The following is a 21,630-nucleotide window of genomic DNA, read 5'->3' as shown; positions in this document are numbered from 1 at the left end:
CTAGGCTCCTGCCCCGGGTGGTGTTGCGTTCGGGGGCCGGGGGGGGGGGGCGCGCCCCCCCCACTTCCATACCCACAGCGAATGCGCCGGCGCCGGCGGTACGGCACCGGGCGAGCGTCACTCGACGCCGAGCAGAACCTCCACGGCGCGGCTGAAGAACGCGTCCACCGGGGCCTCGGCGTAGCCGTCGGCGCCCTTGGCCCGGCCGAACACGGCCGAGCGAACCTCGCCCGCGTTGAGCGGCTCCTGGCGGTCGAAGTACGCGACGAGGCGGTCGCACAGGTCGTCGACGTCGTCCTTGTCGTAGCCCTGCTGGCCCGGCGCGGCGGGGGCGAACTTCTCCCCGTCCGGGCGGCCCAGACGGCCGTACAGCGTGCGAGCACGCTCGGCGAGCGCGTTCATCCACGCCTGCTGGCCGTGCGCGGAGACGAACTCTGCCCGCTGACGCTGGATGAAGGCCGCCTCCAGGCGGTCGAGGGCCGCGTCGACCTCGTGCGTGTTGTATCCCCCGCGCACCAGGTCGAAGGTCGACGCCTGGATGTCGGCGCTCGTCAGCCGCTCCGCCGTGCGTCCCTCGTACGCCTGCCGCGCGTGGTCGAAGAACTCGTCGACCTCGTCCTTGTCGTACCCGGTGCGGACCTTCGGAACGCTGTTGAACATGCCACTCACTCGTCGTCCTCCTCGGCAGCCAGCTGCCCGCAGGCACCGTCGATGTCGCTGCCGCGGGTGTCACGGATCGTGGTCGGGATGCCGTGCCCGCGCAATCGTGCCACAAACTCGTCCTCGACCGAGCGGTCGCTCGCGGTCCAGATCGAGCCGGGCGTCGGGTTGAGCGGGATGGGGTTCACGTGCACCCAGCCGCGGCCGCGGGCGTTGAGCTTCTCGCCGAGGAGGTCGGCCCGCCAACCGTGGTCGTTCATGTCCTTGATCAACGCGTACTCGATCGACACGCGACGGCCGGTGACCTCGAAGTAGTGCCGTGCGGCGTCGAGCGCCTCGTCCACCGACCACCGGGTGTTGATCGGCACGAGCTCGCTGCGCAGGTCGTCGTCCGGGGCATGCAGGGACAGCGCGAGCGTCACGGGGATGCCCTCGTCGGCGAGCTTGCGCATCGCCGGGACGAGGCCCACCGTCGAGACGGTGATGTTGCGGGCGCTCATGCCCAGGCCCTCCGGCTGCGGTGCGACCAGGGTGCGCACCGTCTCCATGACGGCCTTGTAGTTCGCGAGCGGCTCGCCCATGCCCATGAACACGAGGTTGTTCAGGCGCGCCGGGCCGCCCGGGATCTCGCCCTGAGCGAGCGACCGGAACGCGGCCCGCACCTGCTCCAGGATCTCGGCCGTGGACAGGTTGCGCGTCAGGCCGAGCTGGCCCGTGGCGCAGAACGGGCACGCCATGCCGCAGCCGGCCTGGCTCGACACGCACAGCGTGGTGCGGTGCGTGTAGCGCATGAGCACCGACTCGACCTTGGCGTCGTCGAACAGGTGCCACAGCGTCTTCACCGTGGTGCCGCCGTCGGCCTCGAGCCGCCGCGTCGCACGGATGAGCGGCGGGAACATCGTCTCCGCCAGCGCGGCGCGGCTGCTCGCCGGCAGGTCCGTCATCTGCTCGGGGTCGCTCGTGAAGTGCGTGAAGTAGTGCGTCGCGAGCTGCTTCGCCCGGAACGGCTTCTCCCCCGCCTCGACGACCGACGCGACGCGCTCCTCCGGCGTCAGGTCCGCGAAGTGACGCGGCGGCTTGCCGCGCCGGCGGGGCGCCATCTGCAGCGGGAGCGGGGCCGTCTCGTCGCCGGGGCGCACCACGGGCTGACCGGCGGCGCGGACCGGCGCACCGGCGACCGGGAGCGTGCGGCGCCCGGCCGGGGCGGAGGGAGGGACAGTCATCAGGCAACCACCGAGAGCACGAGGTAGACGAAGGGCGCGGTCAGCAGGAGCGAGTCCAGCCGGTCGAGGACGCCCCCGTGCCCCGGGAGCAGTGTGCCCATGTCCTTCAATTCTAGGTCGCGCTTGAGCATCGACTCTGCGAGATCGCCAATGAGAGCCGTCACAGCGCTCAGCACGCCCAGCGCCACCCCGAGCAGGACGCTCTCCTTCAGGAAGACGACCGAGCCGACGATGCCCACCGCAGTGGCGAGCACGACCGAGCCGGCCAGACCCTCCCACGACTTCTTCGGGCTCACCGTCGGGGCCAGCGGGTGCCTGCCCAGCATGACGCCCGCGATGTAGCCGCCGGTGTCGCCCGCCACGGCGAGCAGGATGAACAGCGCCACCCGGATCTCGCCGTCGGGCTGCGTCAGCAACAGCACCACGAAGCCCGCCATGAACGGCAGGTACGCCGCGGCGAACGTCCCCGCCGCCGCGTCGCGCACGGCCGCCGAGCCCGAACCGTCCAGCGCGCGCCACACCACAGCGCCTGCCACCGTCAGGACGAACGCCACCAGCAACGCCTCCGGCCCCTGCTCAGGGCCTGAGAAGAACGCCGAGACCTCCATGCCGGCGGCGCCGACCATGAGCGGCAGCATGGGCAGATGGATGTCGCGACGCGCGAACGCCTGGCGCAGCTCCCACAGCGCGGCCCACATCACGATCACGACGAAGGCGACGAACGGCTCCGGCCGGAACCACAAGGATGCAGCGACGATTCCGAGCAGGCCGAGGCCGACCGCGATCGCGGCGGGCAGGTTCCGGCCTGCGCGGGACTTGCGGGGCGCTGCGCCGTCGGATGCGGACGCACCGGAAGCGCCACCAGCGGGACCACCGGGCGTGCCGGCGCCACCTCCCGGCGTGCCGCCGGGGAAGCCGCCGCCCGGGAAGCCGGCACCAGGGAATCCGCTCCGGCCGCGGGCACCCGCTCCGGGGACGCCTGCGGCGGGCGTGCCGGACCGGTTGCCAGTCCCTCGTGCTCGACGGCCCGACGGGCCTTCCGGCCGACCGGCTCCCGTCGGCTTCGACACGCTCACGGAGTCACCCCGGGCCTGCACATTCTGGGCTTCCGCCCGCCATGGTTCGCCTGGACCCTCGCGGGAGGCGCGCGTCAGGACGTTCTGGGCTTCCGCCCGCCATGGTTCGCCTGGACCCTCGCGGGAGGCGCGCGTCAGGACGTTCTGGGCTTCCGCCCGCCATGGTTCGCCTGGACCCTCGCGGGAGGCGCGCGTCAGGACGTTCTGGGCTCCCGCCCGCCATGGTTCGCCTGGACCCTCGCGGGAGGCGCGCGTCAGGACGTTCTGGGCTCCCGCCCGCCATGGTTCGCCTGGACCCTCGCGGGAGGCGCGCGTCAGGGTGGCCATCAGACCTCGAGCAGCTCGCTCTCCTTGCCGGCGAGGAGCTGGTCGATCTGCTCGACGTGGCTCTTCGTGAGGATCTCGAGCTCCTTCTCCGCCCGGGTCACCTCGTCCTCGCCGGCCTCGCCGTCCTTGACGATGCGGTCCAGCTCTTCCTTGGCCTTGCGCCGGACGTTGCGCACGCTGACGCGCGCCTCCTCGGCCTTGGTCTTGGCGAGCTTGACGTAGTCACGGCGGCGCTCCTCCGTGAGGGAGGGCAGCACGACGCGGATCGAGACGCCGTCGTTCGACGGGTTCACGCCCAGGTCGGACTCGCGCAGGGCCTTCTCGATCGTCGTCATCGAGCCCTTGTCGAACGGCGAGATGAGCACGGTGCGTGCGTCCGGGATGTTGAACGAGGCGAGCTGCTGCAGCGGCGTCGGCGCGCCGTAGTACTCCACGGTGACCTTGCTGAACATGCCGGCGTTCGCGCGCCCGGTGCGGATTCCCGCGAAGTCCTCCTTGGCGACCTCGATCGCCCTGTCCATCTTCTCCTCGGCCTCGAGGAGGGTGTCGTCGATCACCGGTGCTCCATTCCTGGTCTGGGTCGTGCGGGGGTCACTTTACGGAAGTCTGCCAGCAGCGGCGCCACGGCCGGTGCCACGACCGACGTCAGGCGGCCGTGACGAGGGTGCCGAGCCGCTCCCCGAGAAGGGCGCGAGTCACGTTGCCCTCGTCCTCGAGGCCGAACACGCGCATGGGCACGTCGTTGTCCCGGCACAGGCTCAGGGCGGTGGCGTCCATGACTGCCAGGCCCTGCACCAGGGCGTCGGTGTAGGTGAGGTGCTCGAGCTTGCGGGCGGACGGGTCCGTGCGCGGGTCCGCGGTGTAGACGCCGTCCACGCCGTTCTTGCCCATGAGGACCAGCTCGCAGTGCGTCTCCAGCGCCCGCTGCACGGAGACCGTGTCCGTGGAGAAGTACGGCATGCCTGCGCCGGCGCCGAAGATGACGACGCGCCCCTTCTCCAGGTGGCGGATGGCCCGCAGCGGGATGTAGGGCTCGGCAACCTGGCCCATCGTGATGGCGGTCTGCACCCGCGTCTTCACGCCGGCCTGCTCGAGGAAGTCCTGCAGGGCGAGGCAGTTCATGACGGTGCCGAGCATGCCCATGTAGTCGGCTCGCGCCCGGTCCATCCCGGCCTGCGACAGCTCGGCGCCGCGGAAGAAGTTGCCTCCGCCGACGACGATCGCGACCTGCACGCCCTCCCGGACCGCCGCGCCGATCTCCTTGGCGACGCGCCGCACCACGTCGGCGTCGAGGCCTACGCTCCCGCCGCCGAACGTCTCGCCCGACAGCTTCAGCAGGACGCGCCGGGCAGGCCGTCCCTGGTCGTCCACCGCACGCGTCCCTTGCGTCGCTACCACGTCCACCGCTGCGCCACCCCTCGTCCCGTCGTCCTCGTCACCCGGCCCTGGGCTGCGCCCTCCCGGGGAAATCCTGCCCGACGCACGGCCCGCCCGCCTGGGCGGCCCGCTTCGCTCCAGCTCCGCCACACCTCAGGTGGCCGACGCCGGAGCTCGCCTTCCGTACGCGAGGCACGCTCCGTCGTCGGGCACCCGGAGCGCCAAGGCCGCACGTACGCGGTGGGCGCCGGCGCCCGGCCCCCCCCGGGCGGGCGCCCCCGGCCCCCCGTCCGGGGGGGCCCGCCCCCGGCCCCCCCGCGGGCCCGGGGCCACCAGGGTTGCGTCAGGAACCGACGCGGAAGCGCACGAACGACGTGAGCGAGCCGTTGACGCCGGCCACGTGCTTGGCGACCGTCGTCTTCGGGTCCTTCGCGAGGGGCTGGTCCTCCAGCACGACCTCCTTGAAGAAGCCGTTCAGGCGGCCCTCGACGATCTTCGGCAGCGCGGCCTCCGGCTTGCCCTCGTTGCGCGAGGTCTCCTCGGCGATCGCACGCTCCTTCACGACTACGTCGGCGGGGACGTCGTCGCGCTTCAGGTACGTCGGGGACATCGCGGCGATGTGCTGCGCGATGTCCTTCGCGACCTCGGCGCCCGCGACGTCCGTGGCGACCAGCACGCCGACGGCCGGCGGCAGGTCCTTCGCGGTGCGGTGCAGGTAGGCGGTGACGCGCTCGCCCTCGACGCGGGCGACACGGCGCAGCGCGATCTTCTCGCCGAGCGTGGCGGCGTTGGTGTCGATCACGGTCTGGACGGTCTCGCCGTCGACCGGCGCCGCGAGAGCGGACTCCAGGTCGGTGGCACCCGCAGCGGCGACGGCCTTGAGCACCGTCTCGGCGAGGGAGATGAACTTCTCGTTCTTCGCGACGAAGTCCGTCTCGGAGTTCAGCTCGATCATCGTGGCGGCCTGGCCGCCGGTCGCGGTCTCCTCGATCTCGACGGCGACGAGGCCCTCGGACGTGGCGCGACCCTCACGCTTCGCGACGCCCTTGAGCCCCTTGACGCGGATGATCTCGAGAGCCCTCTCGGCGTCGCCGCCGGCCTCGTCCAGAGCCTTCTTGACGTCGAGCATGCCCGCGCCGGTGCGCTCGCGCAGGGCCTTGATGTCGGCGGCGGTGTAGTTCGCCATGGTGGTGGTCCTCCGTGCTGGTTGGCTGGTGGAGAGTGAGGGCGCGGGCCGGTCCGGCGGCCGTTCCCGGCTACCGGAGCCGGCCCGCGCCGTCCGTCACTCGGACTCGGTCGTGGCCTTCTCGGCCTCGGCGGCCGGGGCCTCCTCGACGGGAGCCTCGGCGACGACCTCGGCCTCGGCCGGGGTCTCGACAGCGGTCTCGGTCTCGACGGGGGCCTCCGCGACGACCTTGGCCTCGGCCGGGGTCCCGGCGACGACCTCGGCCGGAGCCTCGGCGCCGGCGAGGAGCTCGCGCTCCCACTCGGCCAGCGGCTCGGCCGCCGGCTCCGCCTCGGTGCCGGTCGACTTGCCGGAGTGGCGCTGCATGAGGCCCTCGGCGACGGCGTCGGCGATCACGCGGGTGAGCAGCGTGACGGAGCGGATCGCGTCATCGTTGCCCGGGATGGCGTAGTCGACGACGTCCGGGTCGCAGTTCGTGTCGAGGATCGCCACGACGGGGATGCCCAGCTTGCGCGCCTCGTCGACGGCGAGGTGCTCCTTGTTCGTGTCGACGATCCACACGGCCGAGGGAACCTTGGCCATGTCACGGATGCCACCGAGGGTGCGCGCGAGCTTGTCCTTCTCGCGACGCAGGACCAGGAGCTCCTTCTTCGTGAGGCCCGAGGCGGCCACGTCGTCGAAGTCGATCTCCTCGAGCTCCTTGAGGCGCTGGAGGCGCTTGTGCACGGTGGTGAAGTTGGTGAGCATGCCGCCCAGCCAGCGGTGGTTCACGTACGGCATGCCGACGCGTGCGGCCTGCTCGGCCACGGGCTCCTGCGCCTGCTTCTTGGTGCCGACGAAGAGGATGCTGCCGCCGTGGGCGACGGTCTCCTTGACGAACTCGTACGCGCCGTCGATGAACGACAGCGACTGCTGGAGGTCGACGATGTAGATGCCGTTGCGCTCCGTGAAGATGAACCGCTTCATCTTCGGGTTCCAACGGCGGGTCTGGTGCCCGAAGTGGACACCGCTCTCGAGGAGCTGGCGCATGGTCACGACGGCCATGACACGTCCTTTCGGCGCGGCCAGGATCCTCCCGGTGCCCGCGCACTGTTCAGGCGGCCGCTGGGCTCGAGAGCCCGGGGCCGCGGTTACGGTTGCCGGCATCCGTCTCGTTGACGGACACCCCTGGCGCCACCCCGTTCCCGGACGCCGGACCCCTGCGGGGCCCGGACCGTTGCCCGGTGCGGGAGAACGTGACGCGCGACGTCGGCCAGGCGTGGTCCACCCCCGGATTCGGGGAGGGAGAGCGCACGCCGGTCGCGGCTGAAAGTCTACCCGAAGCAGGCCTGGGGCGGTGACCGGCGGGATGTGAGGCGCGCCGGCGGTCCGCGGGCCGTGCGTCAGCGGTGGATCACGTGCCCGACGATCGTGACCACCAGGCTGAGCACGCCCGCGACGAGCATGCCGACGCCGATCCCCGAGGCGCCGCCCACGGCGAGCAGCACGGCCCCGACGCCCGCCCCGGCAAGGATCAGCGCGACGGCGAGCAGGCGCCGCGGCCAGCTCGCTCCGGTGCCCCCGGCCAGGCGGGAGTCCGCGGCGAGCCCCGTGAGCGTCGAGGTCACCACGACCGTCGTGACGTCCTTCACGGCGAGCCGCCGCGCGGCCGCCGCCTGGATCCCCATCGCCAGCGCGAGCACCCCCGTCACGACGAACGCCCAGATGGTCCCCTCCTCCGGCGGGCTCACGAGCGAACCGAGCCCCAGGCCCGTGGCCAGGACACCCGTGAGCCCGAAGGCCCACGTCGAGGCCCGCACCCAGTCGGCAGGCGCCCTGTTCACGAGCCGACCGCCCAGCATCGCGCCGAGGAAGAAGCCGCCGAGCGCGAGCGCAGGGCCGAGGACGGGCAGGTCGTCGCCGCCGGCGAGCGCCATGCCCAGGATGACGACGTTGCCCGTCATGTTCGCGGTGAAGACGCGGTCCAGGCCCAGGTAGCCGACGGCGTCCACGATTCCCGTGGTGAACGTGAGCACGAGCATGAGGGTGAGGTGGATCGTCGCCGGGGCGGGCCGGGACGGCGTGGGGAGGGTCACGGCGCCATGGTAGGCGCCGCCGGGAGCCCGACCACAGGAGCCGTTCCCGGGTACGTGTCCACCGCTGCTGCCCGGGGGACCACGCCGAGGGCCGGGGCGCGCGAGGCTCGGCGCATGACACGCGTCGTCCGCTCCCTTGTCCTCGTCCTGGTCCTCGCCCTCGGTACGGGGCCGGCTGCTGCCTCGTCAGGAGGGGTGGCTGACGCGCCGGTGCCGGCTGCCCAGCCCGCAGGGATGGCGGACGCGCCGGTGCCGGCTGCCGCCCCGGCGCTCGGCGCGGGCGGGCAGCCGTCCGTCGCCGGTCAGGCGACCGGATACGTCCCGCCCGTTCCGGGGGTCGACCCGCCCCACGGGGTCGTGCGGCACTTCGACCCGCCCGAGGAGGACCGGGGCCCCGGGCACCGCGGTGTGGACCTGGCGTCGGCGCCCGGGCAGGCGGTGGTCTCCCCCGGTCCTGGCGTGGTGACGTTCGCCGGGCAGGTGGCCGGGCGGGGCGTCGTCGTGCTGACCCACCCGGACGGGCTCCGGTCAAGCCTGGAGCCGGTCGTGGCGAGCGTCCCGGTCGGGACCGCCGTGGCGGCGGGCGGTCCGGTGGCGAGCGTCGAGGGAGCCGGCTTCGTGGGCGGGGCGGGCGCGAGCCACTGCGCCCCGGACACGTGCGTCCACTGGGGCGTGCGACGCGGTGAGCGGTACCTCGACCCGCTGACGCTGCTGGACCGGCCGGTCATCGTGCTGCTGCCGGACTCATCGGGGTAGGTGAGCGGGGATCAGGCGCGCGGGAAGGCCTGGGCGTAGACGCGCTGGAGGCGTGCCGCGTCGACGTGGGTGTACCGCTGGGTCGTCGCGAGGTTGGCGTGGCCGAGGACCTCTTGGACTGCGCGCAGGTCGGACCCGCCCTGGAGCAGGTGCGTCGCCGCAGAATGACGCAGGCCGTGGGGCGCGACGTCCTCGACGCCGGCGAGCGCCGCCAGCCGGTGCACGGCCTCGCGCACCTGTCGCTGTCCCCAGCGGCCGCCCCGCTCTCCGACGAGGAGCGCCGACCCGCTCGCGCCCGTGACGAGGGCCGGGCGACCGGCGGACAGCCAGGCCTCCACCGCCCGCGCCGCCGGGATGCCGAACGGGACGACCCGCTCCTTGCCGCCCTTGCCGAGCACCCGGACGAGGCGCTCTCGGGGGTCGACGTCATCGACGTCGACGGAGACCAGCTCGCCGACGCGGATGCCCGCACCGTAGAGCAGCTCCGCCGCGACCCAGGTGCGCAGGGCGGACGGGCCGGTCGCCTCGTCGGCCGCCTCGGCGGCGGCGCGGGCCGTGTCGAGGAGCCGGGCGGCCTCGTCGACCGCGAGGACCGTCGGCAGGGTGCGCGGCACCTTCGGGCTGGCGAGCCTCGTCGACGGGTCCGTCGGCACGAGCCCGGCCCGGTGCGCCCAGCGCAGGAACGCCCGCGCCGAAGCACCCCGCCGCGCGAGCGTGGATCGCGCCAGCCCCCGCTCGGACTGCGCGGCCAGCCAGCCGCGCAGCACCGTGAGGTCGATGGCGGCAAGCCCCGCGCACCCGTGCCGGACGGCGAACCGGAGCAGGTCCGTCACGTCGGCGACGTACGCCCGGCGCGTGTGCGCCGAGTGGCCGCGCTGGGCGTCGAGGTGGACGCCGAAGCGGTGCACGGCGTCGGCCAGGTCCGCGGGAAGGCGAGGTAAGCCCGACAGGTCGGTATGGTCCACGTTCGCCAGTGTGCACGCCCGGTCCGGGTTCGCCCCAGGATGACGCCCGGCGTGCCGCGCCTCGGGTTGACGCACCTGCCTGGCCGCAGAGCCGGCGCGTGGCTCGCCGGCCCCACGGAACCGCGCGGGCTTGCGGGGTCACCGTCCGGTGTACCCGGCCACCGCGGTCAGGCGGGCCGACGCATCCGCCACCGTCCGCCCTGCTGCTCGGCGAGCCCGACCAGCTCGAGGATGCCGAGCGCTCCGAGCGTCTCGCCGACGGCGAGCCCGGCGACGCGTGCGAGCCCGTCCACCGTGGCGTGGCTGCGGACCGGCAGCGCGTCGAGGACTGCCCGCTCGACGGCACCCAGGTCGTCACCGGGGCGTGTCTCGCCGATCGGCGTGGGTGCCGCATCCACGCCCACCTGGCCGGCGAGCTCGGCCGCCTCCGCGGCGTCCGTCACGCAGACCGCCGCGCCCTGGCGCAGCAACTCGTGGCAGCCGGACGACGCCATCGACGTGACCGGCCCCGGCACCGTGCCGAGCGGGCGCAGAAGAGCGGTCGCGTGGTTTGCCGTGGACAGCGCACCCGACCGCAAGGCCGCCTCGACCACCACGGTCCCGCCGCTCGCGGCCGCGATGAGCCGGTTGCGCTTGAGGAACCGCTGCCGGCCGGGCACCGACCCGGGCGGCACCTCGCTGACGACCGCTCCCTCCTCGGTCAGGCGGCGCAGCAGGTCCTGGTTGCCGGGCGGGTAGAGCCGGTCGACCCCGCCGGCGAGGAACGCGATGGTCCGTCCGCCCGCAGCGAGCGCCCCCCTGTGCGCGGCGGCGTCGATCCCGTACGCGCCCCCGGAGACGACGGTGAACCCGCGGTCGGACAGCCCGGACCCGAGCTCGGTCGCGACATGAGTGCCGTACTCCGTGCACGCCCGCGATCCGACCACCGCCACGGACCGCTCGGTGAGCACGCGGAGGTCGGCCCGGCCGCGGACCCACAGGGCCAGCGGCTCACCCGGCCCGAGGTCGGCGAGCCCCGTCGGCCACCGAGGATCACCGGGCGCGAGGAACGTTCCGGCGTACCGGTCGAGCACCTCGAGGTCACGGGCCGGGTCGAGCACGGCGACACGCGGTCCCCAGCGACGCGCGGCCGCGAGCAGCGCAGCCGCAGCCCCGCCCCTCTCCCGTGTCGCGCCGGCCACCGACGCCTGGCCGTCCACCGACGCCTGGCCGGCCGGGCGCGGCACGATCCGCCCCGGCGCGTCCGCGGGTGCCCCGACAGGCACGGCCACGCCGCCGATCCGCCGCAGCGCGGCGGCGGCGCGCTCGGGCGAGCGCACGGCGTCGAGCAGCCAGTCGAGCGCCTCGACCGGGCCGAGCGCCTGCACGAGCGCCCCTGCCACGACGTCACCGGGCTCGGAGAGACGACTCCAGGCGGCACGCGCGAGCACCGGGTCCGCGGGGTCGAACCGGAGCCGGGCCACCGCACCGGCACCCGGCCCGGCGCCAGCACCCGCACCGGCACCGGCACCGGCCAGCTCGAACAGCGCGTCAGCCATGGTGCCCCCTCGTGCGGAGCAGGAGCGCCTGCCCCATGTCTGCGACCGTCGGTGCGTCGTGCCCCGCCAGGTCGGCCAGGGTCCACGCGACGCGCAGCACCCGGTCGACGCCGCGCAGGCTCAGGGTCCCGGCGTCGAGCGCCGCGTCGATGGCGCCGAGCATGCGGTCCCGGGGCCGGAGCAGGTCGCGCAGCCACCGGCCTGGTACCTCGGCGTTCGTGGTCCAGGGCGTCGCCGCGAGCCGTGCCCGGGCTGCCGCCCGCGCTCCGGCCACCCGGGCCGCCACGACGGCGGTGGGCTCCCCGGGCCCGCCTTCCCGGTCGGCGCGAGTGACGGGCAGGACCTCGACCTGGACGTCGACCCGGTCGAGCAGCGGCCCGGACAGCCGGGCGAAGTACCGGCGCCGCGCGGTCACGGAGCAGGTGCACGCGGTCCCCTTCCCGACCGCCATGCCGCACGGGCACGGGTTGGCCGCGAGGACCAGCTGGAAGCGGGCCGGGTACCTGGCGGCGCCGCCCGACCGGTGGATGACGAGCTCGCCGTGCTCGAGCGGCTGCCGCAGCGTCTCGAGGACGCGTGGCTGGAACTCGGGGCTCTCGTCCAGGAGCAGGACGCCCCGGTGGGCCCGGGAGGCCGCTCCGGGGCGTGGCACGCCCGTCCCTCCACCGACGACGGCCGCGGGCGTCGCCGTGTGGTGCGGCGCCTCGAACGGCGGCCTGCGGATGAGCCCGCGCGCCGGGTCGAACGTCCCGGCGACGGAGTGCACGGCGGTCACCTCGACGGCCTCCGCGTCCGTGAGGTCGGGCAGGATCCCGGGCAGCCGCGAGGCGAGCATCGTCTTGCCCGCACCTGGGGGCCCGACGAACAGCAGGTGGTGCCCGCCCGCCGCCGCCACCTCGAGCGCCGCCCGAGCGGTGTGCTGCCCGAGGACGTCCGACATGTCCGCCTCCGGCCGGGGCGGCAAGGTCGGCTGCGGCCGCCGGACCGGTTCGACCTCCCGCACGAGGTCGGCCGAGCCACCGTGCAGCGCGATCACCTCGGCCAGGCTGGCGGCGCCGACCACACGCGCACCCGGCACGAGCCGCGCCTCCTCCGCGTCGCCCGCCGCCACGACGACGTCGCGATACCCGGCGCGCACCGCCGCCAGGACCGCCGGCAGCACGCCGCGCACGGGCTGGACGCGCCCGTCGAGCCCCAGCTCGCCGACGTGCACGATCCGCTCGAGCCCGGCCGACGCGATCGTCCCCGCCCCGGCCAGGATCGCGACCGCCACCGCGAGGTCGTACCCGCTGCCGTGCTTGCGCAGCGAGGCGGGCGACAGGTTGACGGTGATCTTCTTGACGGGCCACGGGAGCCCCGTCGACGTGACGGCGGCCTTGACGCGGTCTCGCGACTCGCTCAGCGCGGCGTCGGGCAGCCCGACGATCGTGAACCCCGGGACGGACGCCGCCAGGTGCGCCTGCACCTCGACGACGTGCCCCGAGAGGCCCACCAGGGACACCGCGAGCGTCGTGCCGAGGCCCACTCAGACCACCCCCTCGAGGTGCTCCACGACGGCCGCCCCGGCCCCCGGGAGCGTCACCGCGACCACGTCGATGCGGACGCCCGCGAACCGCACGGGCAGGTCGGCGCCCTCGGCGCAGCGCTCGCGATGATGTGTGAGGTACTGGCCTGCGAGCGTGCGCAGCCGCGCCAGCTTGCGCGGTGTCACCGCCTCCGCCGGGTGCCCGAACCTCGTTCCCCGCCGGGTCTTCACCTCGACGACCACGAGCACGTCGCCGTCGACCGCGACGAGGTCGAGCTCGCCGCTCTTCCCCCGCCAGTTGCGGTCGAGCAGTCGCCAGCCACGAGCGGCCACATGCCGGGCCGCCACTCTCTCGCCGTACTTCCCGACGCCGTCCTTCGCGCGCATCGCTCACCTCCGTGACCACCCTCGGTCACGCAGGAGGAGCCGTGCGGGGTCCCGGCGACGGCCTGTGCACAGGTACCGCGATCGCCTCGTTGTGGTCGGGCTCCCGACCCGGCACCACCACGATCAGGGTTGCAAGGACCGGCCGGGCAACATGCCGAGGCGACGCGCACGCCCGGGGCGAGCGACCGGCGTCGGGCAGCGGAGGCCCGCCGGACGCCTCAGAGCGCGAGCTCGGCCTTGGCCAGCTCCTCGACGTTGACGTCCTTGAACGTCACGACGCGCACCGACTTCACGAACCGGGCGGACCGGTACACGTCCCACACCCACGCGTCGCCGAGCCGCAGCTCGAAGTACACCTCGCCCGCGGCGGACCTGACCTGCAGGTCCACCTGGTTGGCGAGGTAGAACCGACGCTCGGTCTCCACCACGTACGAGAACAGGCCCACCACGTCGCGGTACTCGCGATAGAGCGCGAGCTCCATCTCGGTCTCGTAGTTCTCGAGGTCTTCGGCGCTCACGTCGTCATCATCCCATCCAGCCGCAAACGCTCCGCCCCGGAGGCGTCGGGCACCTCGACGAGGACGGCCTGCTCGACGCCGGTCGCCCCGGCCGCTTCCGTCACCTCGTCGAGGAGCTCTTCGTCGAGGACGCCCTCGTCGAGGAGCTCCTCGAACGCCTCGGCCGCGACCCCGGGCAGGCTCCACGAGCGCCGGTGCAGCTCGGTCGGCCCGTGCAGCCGCAGCGCCTCCATGTGCGCCGGAGCGCTGTACCCCTTGTTCTGGTCCCAGGCGAAGGCCGGGTGCTCCGCGGCGAGCCGCGTGAGGATGCCGTCGCGCTCCACCTTGGCGAGCACGCTGGCGGCCGCGACGGACGCGCAGCGCAGGTCGGCCTTGACCATGGTGCGCACGACGGGCTCGCGCTCCGCGCCGCCCCCGGGCGCGTCCCCCGGCGCGGGCGCCGCGACCCCCGCCGCCTCGAAGAGGTCCATGCCGGGGCTGGTCAGCCAGTCGTGCGACCCGTCCAGCAGCACGAGGTCGACGTCGCCGCACGCCTCACGCACCTGGGCCAGCGCCCGCTGACCGGCGAGGCGCAGGGCAGCGATGATGCCGTGCTCGTCGATCTCGGCCGACGACGCATGACCCACCGCGTACGCCACCGCCCACCGCCGCAGCGCGGGCACGAGCGACTCGCGGGCGGCGGCAGTGAGCAGCTTCGAGTCCGCCAGACCCTTCGGAGCCGTCCGGGTGGCGGCGTCGACCACGGCGACGCCCACGCTCACCGGCCCGGCCAGCGCGCCCCTGCCCACCTCGTCCATGCCCGCGACCAGTCGAGCGCCCGTGGCGAGGAGCGCGCGCTCCTGGCGGAGGGTCGGCGGGCGACGGGTGGTAGCGGGGCGGGCAGCCTCACCGGCGGTCGGACGCTGCGTCGTGCGTGCGCGGGCCGCGGTGGCGTCGGGCACGGTCGACGTCACAGCGCCGCCTCCTCCCGGCGGACGACGAGGCCGAGCGCGCTCGCGTCGTCCGCGTCGGGCACGTACTCGAACACCTCCGACGGGTTGGAGAGCCAGGTCGCGCGGTCGAACGGCCACACCGTCGCGAACGCCGCGCCGACCACGTTCTCCACCGGCACGAAACCGCCGCCGGGCTTGCTCGTGTTGTAGCGCGAGTCCTGGGAGTTCTGGCGGTTGTCACCCATGACGAACAGCATGCCCTCCGGGACGACCGTGTCGAAGGGGTCCTGGCTCGGCACCGAGCCCGGGGCGATGTACGACGTCTCGGTCAGGTCCACGTCGTTCACGGTCACCCGGCCCTCCGCGTCGCAGCACACCACGTGGTCGCCGGGCAGGCCGATGACGCGCTTGATGAGGTGCTCGCCCGTGTCCTGCGGCAGCAGGCCGACGAACGTCAGGCCCGACGTGATCGCGTTGCCCACGGGGCCGCGGTCCGGCGGCACGTAGGGGCCGAGCCAGCCGCCCGGGTCCTTGAAGACGACGATGTCGCCGCGACGCAGGTCGAACGGGCCGGGCGTGAGACGGGAGACCATCACGCGGTCACCGACCTCCAGCGTGTCCTGCATCGAGGCACTCGGGATGAAGAACGCCTGCACCAGGAACGACTTGATGATCCACGACAGCACGAGCGCGCTGACGACGATGATCGCCGTCTCCTTGAGCATCGCCAGGAACCCGCCCGACCGCTCCGCCCGAGGGTCCTCCTGGCGGCTCTCCTGGGCGGATGCCGCCCACGGATCTGCGTCGGTCACGGGATTCCCCTCGTTCGGGGCGGTCTGCGCCACGCTGTCGGAATTCATCATCACGGGGTCACTCTTCCACCCCGGAGGGGCCAGGGCGAAACGACCCACCCGAGCAGCACAGTCTCCTGACGAAACCACCCACACTGCCGTTCGCGAGCGACCAGCCGGTACGACGACGGACCGGTCACCTCCCGTACGGAAGGTGACCGGTCCGTCGTGCGATCGGGGCGAGCAGGCTCAGGCCGTGCGGTCGCGCTTCTCCTTGATCTTGGCCTTCTTGCCGCGAAGGCTGCGGAGGTAGTACAGCTTGGCGCGACGGACGTCACCGCGGGTGACGACCTCGATCGACTCGATGGTCGGAGCGTGCAGCGGGAACGTGCGCTCCACGCCGACGCCGAAGCTGATCTTGCGGACCGTGAAGGTCTCGCCGATGCCGCCGCCGTGGATGCGGATGACGACGCCCTGGAACGCCTGGACGCGAGAGCGGTTGCCCTCGACGACCTTGACGTTGACCTTGAGCGTGTCGCCGGGGCGGAAGCTGGGGATGTCCGAGCGCAGCGAGGCTGCGTCGACGAAGTCGAGAGTCTGCATCGTTTCTCTCCGGCCTGCCACAGGTCAGGCGCGAATCTCGTGGCCCGCGTGAGCGGTCCGGAACGTCAGGTGAGGTTGGTGCGGCATGGAGCACGGTCGAGGGGCCCTGCGAACAAGGTCCCGGTCGTCCCCTGTGGCAGAGACCTGACCGGCGGCGCACCGTCGCACCATTCTGCCACACCCCGCCCCCCTTCCTCGCTGTCGGTGGAGCGGGTGCCGCGTCACACGGCGCAGCGGGTCAGGCCGGGGTCCGGGCCAGGCGGCCGTCCGCCACTGCCCAGCCGAGCTCGGCCAGGAGCCGCAGGTCGTGCTTGTCGAGCGTGGCGGGGTCCAGCGCCTCGATCATGTCCGGCCGCCGGGCCGACGTCCGCGTGATCGCCTCGTCGCGACGCCACCGCTCGACCCGCCCGTGGTGGCCGGAGAGCAGCACCTCGGGCACCTCGAGCCCGGCCCACTCCGGCGGCTTGGTGTAGACCGGGTACTCCAGCAGGCCGGCCGCGCCGTGCGACTCCTCCACCAGCGACTCGGGGTTGCCCACCATGCCGGGGACCAGCCGCGCGACCGCCTCGATCATGACCAGCGCGGCGACCTCGCCGCCGTTGAGCACGTAGTCGCCGATCGACAGCTCGCTGACCGGCACGCCGGCCGCCCGGTAGTGCTCGGCGACCCGCGCATCGATGCCCTCGTACCGGCCGCAGGCGAACACCAGGTGCTCCTCGCCGGCCAGGGCCTCGGCGTGCCGCTGCGTGAACACCTCCCCTGACGGGGTGGGCACGACGAGCCGCGACTGCGCCGGCGGGCCGCCGAGGACGTCGTCGAGCGCACGACCCCAGATGTCGGGTCGCATGACCATGCCGGCCCCGCCGCCGAAAGGCGTGTCGTCGACGGTGCGGTGCCGGTCGGTGGTCCAGTCGCGCAGGTCGTGGACGCGCAGGTCGAGCAGGCCGGTCCGCCGGGCCTTGCCGACGAGCGACAGGTCCAGCGCCGCCAGGTAGTCGGGGAAGATCGTGACGACGTCGATCCGCACGTCAGTCCTCCACCGCGTCCGGACCGGAACCCCCGTCGCCGGCGCGGGCGGGTCGCCCGGGCGTACCTGTCGCGCCGGCCTCGGGAGCCGACGCCGGGGACGGCGCCGGGCCCGGCGTCGGCTCCGGCTCGGGCCGGTCGATGATCGCGTTCTCCGCGTCGCGGGCGAGGAGCCCGCCCGGCGGGTCGAGCACGACGCGACCGCCCGCGACGTCCACGACGGGGACGATCGCGTGGACGAACGGCACGAGCGTGCGCTCGCCGCCCGTCTCCTCGATGAGCAGCGCGTCGTGCGCCGGAAGGTGCTCGAGCGCCGCGACGCTCCCGACGAGGGTGCCGTCGGTGAGCTCGGCCCGCAGGCCGACGAGCTCGTGCGGGTACCAGGCGTCCTCCTCGTCGGAGGCGTCCGCCTCGACGACGAGCTCGACGCCGCGCAGCTCCTCGGCCGCCGTCCGGCCCGTCACCTCGGCGAAGGTGACCAGCCAGCGGTCCTGGTGGACCCGCGTGCGCAGCACCGTCAGGGGCCCCGCGGACGCGGGGACCGTGGCCAGCACCTCGCCGACGGCCAGCCGCGACTCGGGGTCGTCGGTGCGCAGGTCGAGGGCCACCTCGCCCTTGAGTCCGTGCGCGCGCCCGACGAACGCGACCGTGAGCTGCATGTCTCTCCTTAGTGCTGCCGTCCGGGCCTCGCGACCAGGTACCTGTTCACGTCCTGAGCGCCGGAAGATGAACAACTACATGGTCGCGGCGCCCGCGGGTCCCGGGAACGGGCTCTTCGAACGAGCGAGGCCCGGTCCGCAGCGGACCGGGCCTCGCCTCGGGTGTGTACGCTCCGGCGCCTCAGCGGGTGCGACGCTCCGGCGCCTCAGCGCCGGTCGACGTCCACGACGTCGACCCGCACCGGGCCGTCGGTCGCCAGCGCGCCGACGACGGTGCGCAGGGCACGTGCCGTCCGGCCGCCGCGACCGATGACTCGGCCGAGGTCGTCCGGGTGCACGCGGACCTCGAGCAGGTCGCCCCGGCGCAGCGTCTTCGCGGACACGCGGACGTCGTCCGGGTTGTCGACGATGCCGCGCACCAGGTGCTCGAGGGCCTCGGCGAGCATCAGGCCTCGTCGCCCTCGGCGGCCGGCTCCGCGGCGGGAGCGGCGGCGGCCTTCTCGGCGGCGCGGGCCTTGGCCTTCTCGGCCTCGAGCGCGACGGCCTCGATCGCCGAGGCGGCGTCGGCCTTCTCGCCCTTGACGCGCAGGGTGCCCTCGGCGCCCGGCAGGCCCTTGAACTTCTGCCAGTCACCGGTGATCTTGAGGAGGTTCAGCACCTGCTCGGTCGGCTGCGCGCCGACGCCGAGCCAGTACTGGGCGCGCTCCGACGTGATCTCGATGAGCGACGGCTCCTCGGTCGGGTGGTACTTGCCGATCTCCTCGATCACGCGGCCGTCGCGCTTGGTGCGCGAGTCGGCGACGACGATGCGGTAGTACGGCGCACGGATCTTGCCGAGGCGCTTGAGGCGAATCTTGGTGGCCACGAAGTGGTCTCTCCTGGTTCTGGAAGGATGACCCGCGCCCGCCGCATCGTGGGGCGGAGCGGAGGGAGGGGGTCGGGACACGACGGGCACAGGAGAGAGGGGCCTGGGCACGCCGAGTACCCGGTCATTGTGCCAGACCGGGCAGGGGCCCACCAACCGCGATCGTGCCGAAGCGGTCGGCCCGTCAGCCCGGAGGGCGAGAGACCGATCACATCCGCGGACGGATCGACCACCTGGGCGCAGAGGCGCTCAGCGCGTGAGGTCGTAGACCTCGCCGCGCAGCACGACCGCCGTCGGGTGCCGGAGCACCTCGATGTCCTCGCGCGGGTCCGCCGGGTACACGACCAGGTCGGCGGACGACCCCTCGACGACGCCGCCGAACCCCAGATACTCGCGCGCCCGCCAGGAGGCCGCGGCGACGACGTCGGCCGCGGGGATGCCCGCCGCGACCAGCTCGGCACACTCGTCCGCGACACGTCCGTGCGCGATGGTGCCGCCGGCGTCGGTGCCGACGAGCAGCGGGACGCCGGCCTCGTGCAGCGCGCGCACCTGCTCGTACCGGCGGGCGTGCATGGCGCGCATGCGCGCCGCGTACACGGGGTACTTGCTCTCGGCCTGGGCCGCGATCGACTCGAACTGCGCGACCTGCAGCAGGGTCGGCGTCACGCGAACGCCCGCCGCGGCGGCGGCCGCCATGTGCGCTGCCGTCATGCCCGTGCCGTGCTCGATGGAGTCGACGCCGGCGGCCAGGAGGCCGGGGATCGTCTCCTCGGCGAACGCGTGCACCGTGACACGCGCCGCCTCGGCGTGCGCCACCTCGACGGCCTGCGCGAGCACGTCGTCCGGCCAGAGGGGCCGGAGGTCACCGTCGGCGCCGAGCGAGCGGTCGATCCAGTCGCCGACCAGCTTGACCCAGCCGTCGCCGCGCCGCGCCTCCGTCCGCACCACCTCGGGCAGCGTCTGCGGGTCCTCGATCTCGAGCCCGTAGCCGCGCAGGTACCGCTTCGGCCGGGCGATGTGCCGGCCCGCGCGCAGGAGGTGCGGCAGGTCGCCGCGCTGCTGGACCCACCGCGTGTCGGCCGGGGATCCGGCGTCGCGGACGAGGAGCACTCCGGCATCGCGGTCGGCCAGCGCCTGCTTCTCCGCGACCTCGGGCGCGATGGCGCCCTCGGCGTCCAGCCCCACGTGGCAGTGCACGTCAACGAGCCCCGGCAGCGCCCAGCCCTCGAGGACGCGCATGTACGTGCCTGGCGCGGACGGGCGCGTCAGGGTCACTCGCCCCTCGCGCACCCACAGCTCGCCCGCCTCGCGGTCGTCACCCAGCAGGACGTGCCCGCGCACGTGCACGGACGGGCCTTCCAGCGCGGACATGGTCCTCCCAGCAGAACAGCACAACAGTCGACGACGTCGCGTCGCCGGGCGGTCTCCTCACCTGCACCTTGGTATCACCAGGAAGATACCCGTTGCTCGTGACCCGGACATGACGCCCGGGTCACCGCACCGTCACCGGCCCAGGAACTTCTCCAGACCAGGGGGCAGCTCGAGGTTGCTCAGGTCAGGTGCGCCGTCGGCCTCGCGCTCGCCGCCCGCGGGGACCCCGAAGGCCGAGCCGGGTGCCGAAGGCGTGGCGGCCGGGCCCCCGAGAGCACGCTCGAGCGCCTCGCGCTCCTGCGCCGCCCGCTTCGCCGGGTTCCCCGACTTGCCCTTGACCTTCCGGGCCGGCTGCTGCTTGCCGCGCGACTTCTTGCCGACGCCCATGCCCGGCCCGCCGGGCAGCGCCGGCATCCCGTTGGGCCCGCCGCCGCGTGACATCTGGCGCATCATCTTCTGCGCGCCCTCGAACCGCTCGAGGAGCTGGTTGACGGCCGTCGTCGTGGTGCCCGAACCGCGGGCGATGCGCGCGCGGCGCGAGCCGTTGATGATCTTCGGGTTGTCCCGCTCCGCCGGCGTCATCGACCTGATGACGGCCTCGATGCGGTCCACCTCGCGCTCGTCGAACGAGTCGAGCGCCTCCCGCATCTGGCCCATGCCCGGCAGCATGCCGAGCATCTTCTTCATCGAGCCCATGTTCTTGAGCTGCTGCATCTGCACGAGGAAGTCGGCGAGCGTGAAGTCCTGGCCCGTCGCGACCTTCTCGGCCATCTTCGCGGCCTGCTCGGAGTCGAACGCGCGCTCCGCCTGCTCGATCAGGGTCAGCACGTCACCCATGTCGAGGATGCGGGAGGCCATGCGGTCGGGGTGGAAGACCTCGAAGTCCGTCAGCTTCTCGCCCGTGGACGCGAACATGATCGGCCGGCCGGTCACCTTCGCGACCGACAGAGCCGCGCCACCGCGCGCGTCGCCGTCGAGCTTGGACAGCACCACGCCCGTGAAATCGACGCCGTCGGCGAACGCCTTGGCCGTGTTCACCGCGTCCTGGCCGATCATCGCGTCGATGACGAAGAGGACCTCGTCCGGCTGGACGGCGGCGCGGATGTCCGCCGCCTGGCGCATGAGCAGCTCGTCGATGCCGAGACGGCCGGCCGTGTCCACGATCACCACGTCGTGCTGACGTGCCCTCGCGGTGGCCACGCCGTCACGTGCGACGGCGACGGGGTCGCCGTCCACGATCGCGTCGTCGACGGCGCTCGTGTTGCCCGGGTGCGGCGCGAACACCGGAACGCCGGCGCGCTCGGCCACCACGGCGAGCTGGTTGACCGCGTTGGGGCGCTGCAGGTCCGCCGCGACGAGCAGCGGCGTGTGGCCCTGCTCCTTGAGCGCGAGCGCGAGCTTGCCGGCCAGGGTCGTCTTGCCCGCACCCTGGAGGCCCGCGAGCATGATGACGGTCGGCGGGACCTTGGCGAACGTCAGCGCGCGCGTCTGGCCGCCGAGGATCTCGACGAGCTCCTCGTTGACGATCTTGACGACCTGCTGGGCCGGGTTCAGCGCCCCCGAGACCTCGGACCCGAGCGCGCGCTCGCGCACCGCGGCCGTGAACTCGCGCACCACGGACACCGCGACGTCCGCGTCGAGCAGCGCCCGGCGGATCTCGCGCACGGTGGCGTCGATGTCCGCCTCGGAGAGCCGTCCCCTGGTGCGCAGGTTCTTGAACGTCGAGGTAAGCCGGTCGGACAGGGAGTTGAACACGGGTCAAGCGTAGAC

Annotated in this window: 23 protein-coding genes; 1 reads left to right on the top strand and 22 read right to left on the bottom strand. The window is 73.6% G+C overall.

What is annotated here, in order from left to right; translation table 11 throughout:
• Window positions 1-117 precede the first annotated feature (117 nt).
• The 8 genes from L1785_RS18220 to L1785_RS18185 form a co-directional block, all read right to left on the bottom strand.
• Entirely contained in the window at window positions 118-660 is a 543-nt protein-coding gene (locus tag L1785_RS18220) for a DivIVA domain-containing protein (protein WP_236090711.1), read from the bottom strand.
• Between the two features lie 5 nt (window positions 661-665).
• Window positions 666-1,760: a dual-specificity RNA methyltransferase RlmN gene (gene rlmN, locus L1785_RS18215; protein WP_236090722.1), complete on the bottom strand. Its 1,095-nt coding sequence runs from the start codon at window positions 1,758-1,760 to the stop codon at window positions 666-668.
• Window positions 1,761-1,882: 122 nt separating this feature from the next.
• Entirely contained in the window at window positions 1,883-2,680 is a 798-nt protein-coding gene (locus L1785_RS18210) for a phosphatidate cytidylyltransferase (protein WP_236090721.1), read from the bottom strand.
• A gap of 605 nt (window positions 2,681-3,285) precedes the next feature.
• Window positions 3,286-3,843 carry a ribosome recycling factor gene (frr, locus tag L1785_RS18205; RefSeq protein ID WP_236090710.1) on the bottom strand — a complete coding sequence of 186 codons (558 nt, stop codon included), beginning with the start codon at window positions 3,841-3,843 and terminating at the stop codon, window positions 3,286-3,288.
• A gap of 88 nt (window positions 3,844-3,931) precedes the next feature.
• Window positions 3,932-4,657, bottom strand: coding sequence for a UMP kinase (gene pyrH, locus L1785_RS18200; RefSeq protein WP_236090709.1), 726 nt, complete (start codon window positions 4,655-4,657; stop codon window positions 3,932-3,934).
• 349 nt (window positions 4,658-5,006) lie between these two features.
• Window positions 5,007-5,849, bottom strand: coding sequence for a translation elongation factor Ts (gene tsf, locus L1785_RS18195; protein WP_236090708.1), 843 nt, complete (start codon window positions 5,847-5,849; stop codon window positions 5,007-5,009).
• Between the two features lie 96 nt (window positions 5,850-5,945).
• Window positions 5,946-6,893: a 30S ribosomal protein S2 gene (rpsB, locus tag L1785_RS18190; RefSeq protein WP_236090707.1), complete on the bottom strand. Its 948-nt coding sequence runs from the start codon at window positions 6,891-6,893 to the stop codon at window positions 5,946-5,948.
• A gap of 338 nt (window positions 6,894-7,231) precedes the next feature.
• Window positions 7,232-7,870, bottom strand: a complete 639-nt coding sequence (locus L1785_RS18185) for a YoaK family protein (protein ID WP_268915449.1) — start codon at window positions 7,868-7,870, stop codon at window positions 7,232-7,234.
• A 168-nt stretch (window positions 7,871-8,038) separates the two neighbouring features.
• On the opposite strand from L1785_RS18185, the gene L1785_RS18180 reads away from it, so the two are divergent.
• A complete protein-coding gene (locus tag L1785_RS18180) occupies window positions 8,039-8,680 on the top strand; it encodes a M23 family metallopeptidase (protein WP_236090704.1) in 642 nt (213 codons plus the stop codon).
• Window positions 8,681-8,691: 11 nt separating this feature from the next.
• Here L1785_RS18180 and L1785_RS18175 read toward each other — a convergent pair whose 3' ends face one another.
• From L1785_RS18175 to ffh, 14 genes are all read right to left on the bottom strand, one after another.
• A complete protein-coding gene (locus L1785_RS18175; protein WP_236090703.1) occupies window positions 8,692-9,645 on the bottom strand; it encodes a tyrosine recombinase XerC in 954 nt (317 codons plus the stop codon).
• A 167-nt stretch (window positions 9,646-9,812) separates the two neighbouring features.
• The gene (dprA, locus tag L1785_RS18170) at window positions 9,813-11,183 is read right to left on the bottom strand and encodes a DNA-processing protein DprA (protein ID WP_236090702.1); all 1,371 of its coding nucleotides are present in this window, start codon (window positions 11,181-11,183) and stop codon (window positions 9,813-9,815) included.
• Window positions 11,176-12,708 (bottom strand): YifB family Mg chelatase-like AAA ATPase, encoded by a 1,533-nt coding sequence (locus L1785_RS18165; RefSeq protein ID WP_236090701.1) that lies wholly within the window; start codon window positions 12,706-12,708, stop codon window positions 11,176-11,178. Before L1785_RS18165 ends, dprA begins: the two co-directional genes overlap by 8 nt.
• Window positions 12,709-13,095 carry a YraN family protein gene (locus L1785_RS18160; RefSeq protein ID WP_236090700.1) on the bottom strand — a complete coding sequence of 129 codons (387 nt, stop codon included), beginning with the start codon at window positions 13,093-13,095 and terminating at the stop codon, window positions 12,709-12,711.
• Window positions 13,096-13,313: 218 nt separating this feature from the next.
• Window positions 13,314-13,613 (bottom strand): DUF2469 domain-containing protein, encoded by a 300-nt coding sequence (locus L1785_RS18155; protein WP_119137991.1) that lies wholly within the window; start codon window positions 13,611-13,613, stop codon window positions 13,314-13,316.
• Window positions 13,610-14,566, bottom strand: coding sequence for a ribonuclease HII (gene rnhB / locus L1785_RS18150; RefSeq protein ID WP_308113371.1), 957 nt, complete (start codon window positions 14,564-14,566; stop codon window positions 13,610-13,612). Before rnhB ends, L1785_RS18155 begins: the two co-directional genes overlap by 4 nt.
• Entirely contained in the window at window positions 14,563-15,357 is a 795-nt protein-coding gene (lepB, locus tag L1785_RS18145; protein ID WP_236090699.1) for a signal peptidase I, read from the bottom strand. Before lepB ends, rnhB begins: the two co-directional genes overlap by 4 nt.
• 228 nt (window positions 15,358-15,585) lie before the next feature.
• Window positions 15,586-15,939: a 50S ribosomal protein L19 gene (gene rplS / locus L1785_RS18140; protein ID WP_236090697.1), complete on the bottom strand. Its 354-nt coding sequence runs from the start codon at window positions 15,937-15,939 to the stop codon at window positions 15,586-15,588.
• Between the two features lie 238 nt (window positions 15,940-16,177).
• A complete protein-coding gene (gene trmD, locus L1785_RS18135; RefSeq protein ID WP_236090695.1) occupies window positions 16,178-16,966 on the bottom strand; it encodes a tRNA (guanosine(37)-N1)-methyltransferase TrmD in 789 nt (262 codons plus the stop codon).
• Between the two features lies 1 nt (window position 16,967).
• Entirely contained in the window at window positions 16,968-17,624 is a 657-nt protein-coding gene (gene rimM / locus L1785_RS18130; RefSeq protein ID WP_236090694.1) for a ribosome maturation factor RimM, read from the bottom strand.
• A 206-nt stretch (window positions 17,625-17,830) separates the two neighbouring features.
• Entirely contained in the window at window positions 17,831-18,070 is a 240-nt protein-coding gene (locus tag L1785_RS18125) for an RNA-binding protein (protein ID WP_236090693.1), read from the bottom strand.
• A complete protein-coding gene (gene rpsP / locus L1785_RS18120) occupies window positions 18,070-18,489 on the bottom strand; it encodes a 30S ribosomal protein S16 (RefSeq protein ID WP_236090692.1) in 420 nt (139 codons plus the stop codon). The genes L1785_RS18125 and rpsP overlap by 1 nt, the downstream gene beginning before the upstream one ends.
• 249 nt (window positions 18,490-18,738) lie before the next feature.
• The gene (locus L1785_RS18115; RefSeq protein ID WP_236090691.1) at window positions 18,739-19,860 is read right to left on the bottom strand and encodes an amidohydrolase family protein; all 1,122 of its coding nucleotides are present in this window, start codon (window positions 19,858-19,860) and stop codon (window positions 18,739-18,741) included.
• A 132-nt stretch (window positions 19,861-19,992) separates the two neighbouring features.
• Window positions 19,993-21,615: a signal recognition particle protein gene (ffh, locus tag L1785_RS18110; protein WP_236090690.1), complete on the bottom strand. Its 1,623-nt coding sequence runs from the start codon at window positions 21,613-21,615 to the stop codon at window positions 19,993-19,995.
• Between the last annotated feature and the right edge of the window lie 15 nt (window positions 21,616-21,630).

The organism is Antribacter soli, from assembly GCF_021568775.1.
GTDB classification, from domain to species: Bacteria; Actinomycetota; Actinomycetes; order Actinomycetales; family Cellulomonadaceae; genus Antribacter; species Antribacter soli.
The sequence above is the reverse complement of the archived record's forward strand: the minus strand, read 5'-3'. Positions and strand labels throughout refer to the sequence as shown.